This window comes from Candidatus Woesearchaeota archaeon (assembly GCA_021734105.1).
Lineage (GTDB): Archaea > Nanobdellota > Nanobdellia > Woesearchaeales > SKGA01 > SKGA01.
Genome location: JAIPJP010000034.1, coordinates 1 through 8586 on the forward strand (window position 1 = coordinate 1; position 8586 = coordinate 8586).

13 protein-coding genes are annotated in these 8586 nt (G+C 33.1%); 11 read left to right on the forward strand and 2 right to left on the reverse strand.

Annotated elements, in window-relative coordinates; genetic code table 11:
* From K9M74_05335 to K9M74_05360, 6 genes are all read left to right on the forward strand, one after another.
* On the forward strand, positions 1-258 hold a 258-nt coding region (locus tag K9M74_05335; GenBank protein ID MCF7799299.1), incomplete at its 5' end, for an SPASM domain-containing protein.
* The gene (locus K9M74_05340) at positions 255-815 is read left to right on the forward strand and encodes a radical SAM protein (GenBank protein MCF7799300.1); all 561 of its coding nucleotides are present in this window, start codon (positions 255-257) and stop codon (positions 813-815) included. The genes K9M74_05335 and K9M74_05340, both read left to right, overlap by 4 nt.
* Positions 816-949: 134 nt before the next feature.
* The gene (locus tag K9M74_05345) at positions 950-1486 is read left to right on the forward strand and encodes an SPASM domain-containing protein (protein ID MCF7799301.1); all 537 of its coding nucleotides are present in this window, start codon (positions 950-952) and stop codon (positions 1484-1486) included.
* Positions 1483-1707: a hypothetical protein gene (locus tag K9M74_05350; protein MCF7799302.1), complete on the forward strand. Its 225-nt coding sequence runs from the start codon at positions 1483-1485 to the stop codon at positions 1705-1707. The genes K9M74_05345 and K9M74_05350 overlap by 4 nt, the downstream gene beginning before the upstream one ends.
* A gap of 65 nt (positions 1708-1772) precedes the next feature.
* Positions 1773-1925 (forward strand): hypothetical protein, encoded by a 153-nt coding sequence (locus tag K9M74_05355; GenBank protein MCF7799303.1) that lies wholly within the window; start codon positions 1773-1775, stop codon positions 1923-1925.
* 100 nt (positions 1926-2025) lie between these two features.
* Positions 2026-2481, forward strand: coding sequence for a tryptophan-rich sensory protein (locus tag K9M74_05360; GenBank protein MCF7799304.1), 456 nt, complete (start codon positions 2026-2028; stop codon positions 2479-2481).
* 33 nt (positions 2482-2514) lie between these two features.
* On the opposite strand, the gene K9M74_05365 is transcribed toward K9M74_05360, so the two are convergent.
* Positions 2515-3105 (reverse strand): methyltransferase domain-containing protein, encoded by a 591-nt coding sequence (locus K9M74_05365; protein MCF7799305.1) that lies wholly within the window; start codon positions 3103-3105, stop codon positions 2515-2517.
* 302 nt (positions 3106-3407) lie between these two features.
* Between K9M74_05365 and K9M74_05370 the strand changes: the two genes are divergently transcribed.
* The 5 genes from K9M74_05370 (at position 3408) to K9M74_05390 (ending at position 8287) form a co-directional block, all read left to right on the forward strand.
* Positions 3408-4883 carry a glycosyltransferase gene (locus K9M74_05370; protein ID MCF7799306.1) on the forward strand — a complete coding sequence of 492 codons (1476 nt, stop codon included), beginning with the start codon at positions 3408-3410 and terminating at the stop codon, positions 4881-4883.
* Between the two features lie 31 nt (positions 4884-4914).
* On the forward strand, positions 4915-5535 hold the full coding sequence (locus K9M74_05375) for a YdcF family protein (protein MCF7799307.1): 621 nt from the start codon (positions 4915-4917) through the stop codon (positions 5533-5535).
* Positions 5535-6524, forward strand: a complete 990-nt coding sequence (locus K9M74_05380; GenBank protein ID MCF7799308.1) for a tRNA-dihydrouridine synthase family protein — start codon at positions 5535-5537, stop codon at positions 6522-6524. Before K9M74_05375 ends, K9M74_05380 begins: the two co-directional genes overlap by 1 nt.
* Positions 6521-7108, forward strand: a complete 588-nt coding sequence (locus tag K9M74_05385) for a hypothetical protein (protein ID MCF7799309.1) — start codon at positions 6521-6523, stop codon at positions 7106-7108. Before K9M74_05380 ends, K9M74_05385 begins: the two co-directional genes overlap by 4 nt.
* An 84-nt stretch (positions 7109-7192) precedes the next feature.
* Entirely contained in the window at positions 7193-8287 is a 1095-nt protein-coding gene (locus K9M74_05390; protein MCF7799310.1) for a hypothetical protein, read from the forward strand.
* Here K9M74_05390 and K9M74_05395 read toward each other — a convergent pair.
* Positions 8282-8586 (reverse strand): hypothetical protein (locus tag K9M74_05395; protein ID MCF7799311.1); only part of this gene is annotated, 305 nt, incomplete at its 5' end. The genes K9M74_05390 and K9M74_05395 overlap by 6 nt on opposite strands.

Here is an 8586-nt window from a genome sequence, read left to right on the forward strand (position 1 = left end):
TTGATGAGATTATATATTGAAGCAACAGGAAACGTAAGTATATGTGGAAGGTGGTCGGGAAGCAACAGATATCAACTAGGAAATATTAATAATCAATCAATAAAAGATATTATTGCTGACAATCATGTAATTGACGAAATAAAAAATAAAAATAAAATGACTTGCGATAATTGCGATTGTGTTTATTTTAATAAGGCAATGGTATTTGTTGAAGAAAATTATAAAAAAAATAATCGAATAGAATTTCTAGAAAAATGAACAAAAAAGAAACAAAAGGAATAAATCCATTCATTAGTGAAATTTTAATGTTAAATAATAAATTTAAAGCTGCTGAGAGATATTATGAAAGATTAATATGGCATGAAGATAACTTCAAAAAAACTCTCGAAGGAGACTTTTTAAATATTAAACCAATTACTGTTGACTTCATACTAAATAATGAATGTAACTACTCTTGTCGAGGTTGTACCTTCGATTTTATACGAAAACAGCAACAAGGCATGGCGCGCAAAAGTATGACTGAAGAAAATATTACCATACTTATTTCTAAATTAAAAAACGCAGGTACAAAATCATTAATTTTCTCAGGAGGAGGTGAACCTACAATCCACCGAAAACTAGTGCACGCAATGAGTCTTGCGAAACAAGAAGGTTTCGATGTATCACTATATACAAATGGAAGTTATCAAAAAGAAAATCTCTCAGAAAAAATAATTGGTGTCGAGCCAACTTATGTCCGAGTTAGCTTAAATGCAGGAAAAAAAATGCATCAAGAATTTCATCGTACAAAAAAAATTATTATGGAACTGTCATAAACAATATTCATAATCTTGCAAAATTTAATGAAGAAAAAGGACACCTTACAACACTTGGAGTTAGTTTTCTTATAAACGAACTTAATAGTAAAGATTTAAATCAAATATATGACTCCCTAGAAGAAATATTTGAGTTGGAAGCCAACATAGACTATGTAGCCATAAAACCCGAAATTAATTATCGGGATCCAAAAAATCAACTTAATTTTAATACGATAGAAAAAATAAATGAATATGTGAAAAAAAATGGTGCGAAGATTAAGAATAACTTTCAAACAGAGGTTTTTTACAATTCATTTTTTACTGACAAACTATTTGAATCAACTGAATTAAATTCTCCTTGCACATCTCATGGATGGGTTGCTAATGTTGATTGGCAAGGAAATCTTTCTTTTTGCGTTGAATTTGCAATGGATAAAAAATATATAATAGGTAATTTAGTTACTGATAGTTTTGATGATATCTGGTTTGGTGAAAGAAGAAAAGAATTACATCAAAAGATAAACTCAAACATCTCCTTGTGTCCGCAAGTCTGTAGAAACAGAGTTAAAAACCACTTAATAGACATTTTAGATACGCCTTATTCAGATGAAGATATTAATGGAATAATGACAAAAATAAAAAAGTACAAAGAAAATAGAAATGAACCAAATCACATAAACTTTCTATGAAAAAAGTTAGACAAATGACCAACGGAATTTATATGATTAAACCCGATGCAATTCAGCATAGACGGGAAATAAAAGAAATATTGGAGTCTGTTTGCAGTATTGAAAATACAATAATTAAAACATTAAATAAAGAACTTATCATAAAGATATATCCATTTGATGCAAATCAAGTATGGTTTCCTCAAATCTACAACTATTTCTCAGGGGTCCATCGGAAATAAATATTGTTCAAATTAGAGATTACGAAGAATTCAACAATCTGGTAGGTCGCGATAGAGATCCTGCTATGTGTGAAAAACATACTATACGGTATAATTTTGGTCAAGGGAAAGAAATAATCAATGGTTTCGAAATATACAAAAACGCGATTCATCGAACAAAGAATTACAAAGAATATCTTGAAAGTATAGTTGTTTTTGAAGGATTGTTCGATTTATAATGTTTTCTCGCAGATGATGCTTTTTTTGGTTCAAGTCTGCCAGGTTGACTGCTTCTTTTCTAGCAAGGTTTATTAAGTTCTTTTACTGTAGTTCTTTGTTATGGTGCAATGGGTTGTTTTGGTTATTTGTGTCGTGCTCTGCTTGGGCGTTGGGTTTCTCTCTAGTTTCTTCACTGATACCGGTCCTGGCTCATGGTATGATGGCCTGAATAAACCTTCCTTTAATCCACCTAATTGGCTCTTTGGACCAGTGTGGACGCTCTTGTATATTTTCATGGGGGTTGTTTTGTATCTCTTATGGATGCACAATGCAAAACTCACACTCATCTTTTTTATCGCCCAGCTTGTTTTAAACTTCTTCTGGTCGTTTTTCTTTTTCACGATGCAAGCGCCATTACTAGCGTTTATAGAAATAGTTATCTTGCTGGGAACACTCATCTACACGATGGTATTAACGTATCCTGTCTCAACAGTTGGGTTTTATCTTCTCATCCCTTACGCGCTGTGGGTCACGTTTGCAAGCATACTTAATCTAGCTATTTATTTGTTGAATTGATTATTCAAGTTTGTTAAGAATACGTCTTTTTCTTTATTTCATCTTCACGAAGGCAAAGCCAGGAAATTCTTTCTCAGAGACGCCGTCAATTCGTTTTCTTAAGCGAACAACATGATTACCAACAGGAACCACCATAACCCCATTAATCTTAAGTTGGTCAAGTAAGTTGTAGGGCACGTAAGGATAAGCAGCGCTGACTAGAATTCTATCATAAGGCGCGTAGCGTAAAAAACCACCTCTTCCATTAACCTTGTGAATATGTATATGTTGGTGTTTTTTAAGACGTTCTTTAGATTTTTCAACGAGATCATCATTAAGCTCAATACCGCGAATTTCGCCGCCAGGAGCCATTTCTGCAAGTAAAGCGAGTGCATAACCCGAGCCAGAGCCAATTTCAAGGATTTTAGAGGTTGGTTTTACATCGAGCTCTTGGAGCATGAATGCAATTGTTGACGGTTGAGAAATAGAAGAACCATCCGCAAGATGAATGGCTTCATTCTTATACGCATTAAACTTTTGTTTGAGTGGAACAAAATCCTCCCGAGGAACTTTAGAGATTGCTGTGATAATCTGATTAGAAAAGCCTTCTTTCTCTAAAAAACCCAACAACTCTTTTTTTAACATCCCACTTTATCATACTGTTTGCACTATATAAATTTGTTTCTTTTCAGACTTGTTTGAGTAGCTAAATCTCCTTAGAGTCTTTTTTTCATGCTTTGTTTAAAGTATTTATTTAACATATTGCTTTGCTTTTTTTAGGATTTTGGTGTTGTACCAGTATTAGTTTTTTGCAAAAAACAGTTGCATGAATTGGTCTTGTGTTTGGGTGGTTGTCAAGTTAAAGCAAAAATTGCTGATTCCTGAATTAATTTTTTTTAAAATCTATAACAAGATATTTAAGGAGGCGGCTGTTGAATTGTTTTATTATGGTTTTACCGGTCATTAAAGAGAAATATAAACGAACAGAAAACAAGATACCTCAACTCAGATTTGGCATGCTGCATAGCTTTATGGGTCTTGCAGATGGTGTCTCAATTGTCATGCAACAAGTTGAAGATGTTATTGTGGGTCAATTAGGTGCTCCGCGAGAAAATATTTTTTATTTAGTGGGTAAAGCAGGTAAAAAAGAAGATTGTATACAGGTTTATGATGATTTTCATGCAGATGGACCATTAAATAACCTTGCAAAAGCACGTTATGAGACTGGTTTTAGTAACGAAGAACGAGCACGCATAGAAGATGCTATAACTAGAGCGAAAGAAACTATTAAAACATTTGTTACAACAAATAATATTGATATTATTATAGCTCATAATACGTGTTTTCCAGCAAACTTTATTTTGGGCGTTGCACTAAGCAGATATTATCAAGAAGAAATATTATCAGGAAACAAAACACCTAAATATATACTATGGTGGCATGATTCGCATCTTGAGCGACCAACATTTTTATTCCCTGCACAAGAAATAGAACGTTATGTGCTTAAAGGAATTCCAGGGCCGTATATTGAACACATCGTTTTTATTAATTCACTTCAGCTTCGTATTGCAGAACCTTATTTTCTTAAACTAGACCGAAAAAAACCCGGATTTTATGAAAAGATGCTGCGAAGCAATAACGTCATTTATAACACAACTGATATGGTTATTAAAAATCATACAGATTTAAAGCAAGAAAAATTTCAAGAAAAAGTTACAACATTCTTTAACGCATTTAAGGTACATAAAAAACTTTTAGCACTACAAAGTTCTGTAGACGAAACATTATTTATACTACAACATACACGTATGGTGGGGCGAAAACGAATAGATTTTGCGCTTCGCTTCGCTTTTGCTCTCTATAAACAAGCGCAACAAACAGACTCTCTAAAAAAATATAAAACAATTTATTTTCTTATTAGTGGCAATGATGCAGACAATCAACAAGAAAAATTATTAGCGCTTCATAAAGAACTTTCTAAGAACTATGAAACAAATAATGTACTTTTAGTTTTTGCACAAGACCAAAACACAACCCTGCGTTTTGAAGACTATCCGCTTATTTTTGCACAACTTAATGGTATTGCAACGTATTTTAGCGAAATTGAAGGATTTGGTAATAACTTTCTTGAAATCATGGCTTCAGGACTCATCCCTATTATTTATGAATATCCAGTTTATGTTAGCGATATAGAAAAATTTGGTTTTCAGCTCATTAGCATACCAGAATTTTTGCTTACATCAGAATTACTGGATCAAACAATGACTCTTCTTGCAGATACTAAAAAACAACAACAATGGGCAAACAATAATATTAAAATACTTAAAAGACATTTATCACATAAAACTATGGCTCGCGCATTGCGACGAGCAATACTTTTGAAACGAACACATTGGCGAAAATCAAAAAAGAACAAATCTTAAATACTTCTACGTATGATATGATGCTAAGAACATGGGAAAACTTTATGAATGTGCAATAATCCTTGGAGGAGGCATACAAGAAGATGGAACGCTTCCATCATGGGTTATTAAACGACTTAAGCGTGCTAAAGAACTCTACGATCAGGATGCAGTGCATCATCTTGTGCTTTGTGGGAAGGGACGTGGCGAACCAGTTATTAGCGAAGCACGACTCATGAAACATTATTTACGAGAAAAAGGAGTTGCGCCTGAACATCTTAAATTTGAAGAACGTTCAGAAGATACTTGGCAAAATGCTTATTTTGCACGAACGATGGTTGTTGATACACATCATTGGGAACGTATTTTAGTTATTACTAGCGAATTTCATCTTAAAAGAACAGAAATGATTTTCTCACTAGTTTTTGGGGATTCTTACAATTTATATTTTGAAGGCGTTGATGATAGCGATATAGATTCAGAAAAACTAGCTAAACGAAAACAATTCGAAATTGAACTTATAGATTACATTATAGATAATATTTTACCAGACATTAGACGTGGTGATTTAGATGCTTGTAAAGAGTTTTTCTTTAACTCAGGAAGTAAACACTATAAAGAATATGAAGAATTTGTTAATTCATTAAATCAAAGACTACGAACGTTGTATTAATGATGTTTCCTCTTTATTTTGCCCCAATAAATACGCTTGGTAATTCTTTGTATAGGCATTTATTATTACAACAGGGTGCAGATTTTGTTTTCTCTGAACTTTTACTCGCTAAAAAAATAACTCATACTTATTATCGGCGAAAATTAATTCTTCCCTTAGCAGATATTTCTAAAACGATTTTTCAAATCGGCGCAGGATCTAAAGCAGAGGTTAGTGCTGCAGTAAATTTTCTTACAGAGCGAATAAGGGGCATTGTTGAGATTAATTTGAATATGGGTTGTCCACAATCAACGATGCAAAACAACAAGGTGTGCGGCGGATTGCTTTTAGATGAAGTCATCATGCAAGACGTTGCAAAAATGCTAGTTATTGAGTGTGAAAAAAAAGGCATTATTCCTAGTGTAAAATTACGATTAGGTACAAGTAAAGAAGATATTTGTATTCGCAAATATGTTTTTTTACTTTCTGAAGTTGGTATTAAAAAAATTTATATACATTTGCGTCCTCTTCGTTATAATTATACGCATCCTGTTTTAGTTGAGCCAGTTGTTGGTTTGCAAGAAGATTTTCCGACTGTTCAGATTATTTTAAATGGCGATGTTGATTCTTACGAAGCGTATGAGCAACTAGCACATGTAGGTTGTCAGGGGGTAATGATAGGTCGAGCAGCACTTTCAAATCCTTTTATTTTTGAGCAGATAAAACATAAGTTGCTAACAACAAGTGGTGCGTACGATCCCTTACGAAAAGACCCAGAATTACTTATCAATGGACAACATAGCGGTATGGGTGCTAAAAAAAAGAAGTTTGTTCTTGAGTTTTTAGACGGCGCAAGCGAATTGCCGCTTAGTGTTGTAAAAGCAAATTTATCGTGGCTCACGAAAGGAGTGAGCGCGCGAGGAAAATTCATAGAAACTATTTCTACAGAAAAAGATATTGCTGCTATAATAGAAACATTTAAAGAGCATTTCGTTTCAAAAACAGTATGAAAATAGGATTTGATCTTGATGGCGTTTTAGCTGAATTTACTGAGAGTTATTTACAATACTATAATGATAAACATGGAACCGAACATACCTCTGAAGAATTTGAACATACTCATTTCTCCAAACATTTACAGATGACTCATACAGAAGTAGAACGCAGCATTGCACATTTTTTCCAATCACCCTTTGCTAAAGCAATATTACCTGTTAAAGGAGCACAAGATGTACTACATAAATTAGTAAACCAACACGAGCTTCATGTGATTACCTCTCGACCAAAAGAAGTCTCAAAAATTACACTTGATTGGTTAAATGATTTTTTCCCCGATATGTTTACTAGCATACATTTTAGTGGAGATTGGGTGTTACAACCAGACTCTCACAGAAAAAAAGCAGATTTTTGTTTAGATTTAGGAATTGATATACTTATAGAAGATTATTTGCCCTATGCTGAAGAATGTGCATCTTGTGTGAAACATATTGTTTTTTTGTTTGACAGACCATGGAATCATGATCCTATTACAAAATCAAATGTTGTTCGTGTAAAGTCTTGGATAGAAATTCAAACATTTATAGAGACAATATAGTTCTTTATGAGACCATTTGATTCTTTATAAATGATGGTTTTACTTCGACATAAGTTTTTAAACTTCTTAGTATTTTGGTTATGCATGTCTGGATTAAAAAATCAATTTATTCGGCGGGGAGTCAAAGAACAACTCGAACCTCTTTTAGTAAATTCAGGTATATCTTGGGGACAATACATACATAATAAAGAAAACATTACTAAACAATTAGTTGATGAAAACAAAATAATTATTCCTTTCTCAAAAAAGTTTCTTAAAACACCTTATGAATGGCAAGCACATCGCGTGACGCATTTACTTAAAAAAATTAATCCTTTATCGCAAATACTGCTTTTACCTTCTGGTTCGAAATTATTTAGATCTTCGCCAAGTCATACAACACTAAAAAAAGGCGCGCTTATGCCTGTTCGCTATCGCAAAAATGAGAATTTGGATTTAAAATCAGCATTTATTAAGCAAATAAAAGACGTTTCTGAAGAAAAAAATTATTATGGTTGGGATTTTGAAGGCGTTCATTATTCGACACAAGAATTTAGAACTGTTTTGTTGTATGATCATATTCGAGCACAACTAGTACAACAAACGTTCACTAAAAATGATATGTATGCACGACCATTTTGCAATTACAAACCTGAAAAAGGAATAGTTATTGTGCGCAACATGCCATCGTTTGAAACAGAAGAGATATATCCTCATTTTACCATTGAAGGAATTGTGCTAAGAGATGCGGTTAAAGATAATCCTCAACGAACATTTGAACTTTCCAGCGGACATAATTGTTATAAAACAACATATGCTAAACTAAAATTTGGCAGAGATTTTTATTCAATTAATAATGAGCTTATTTTTGCAGGACGAGAAGGACGAGAAGACGCAATTGATCATCATGTTATTTTGGCAATGCACGTTTTAGAAGAAGATCTCGGTCGGCAAGGTGTACACATATATAATCCGTTTATTAAAGCAAAACTAGAAACAGTTGCTTATTTTCAAAAGTTACATAACAACGTATTAATTGATTATCAAAAGGAAAAAAATGTTTTGGTTCGATCACCGCTAAATATAGCGCATATAGAATCATTGCTTTGGAATTATGTTGCCTATGAAAATAACGAAGCAAAAAAGAAATTTACAAGTAAAAAAAATAAACTAGATACTATAAATAAACTTCCCTTATAATTCTTTTTGCATTGTTTTAATTTCTTGATATGTTTTGGCCAAAGCTAAATGAAAACCGCTGTTGTTGTTTAGTTTCTCAGCCTGGATTTTATGTGCTTTGGCGTGATTATAGGCTTGCATAACACACTCCACTTGTTGCACCAATTGATTGTAGAATTTATCATACGAGACCATGTTCGTATCGCCAAATAGCGTTGATTGTTTCATACCATTAGCTTCTAATATGAGCTGGGCTTTTTTTTCATTTACCTTCTTTTTAATTGATCGCTTGTACTGAGGATTGGTCATTAAAGGAAATA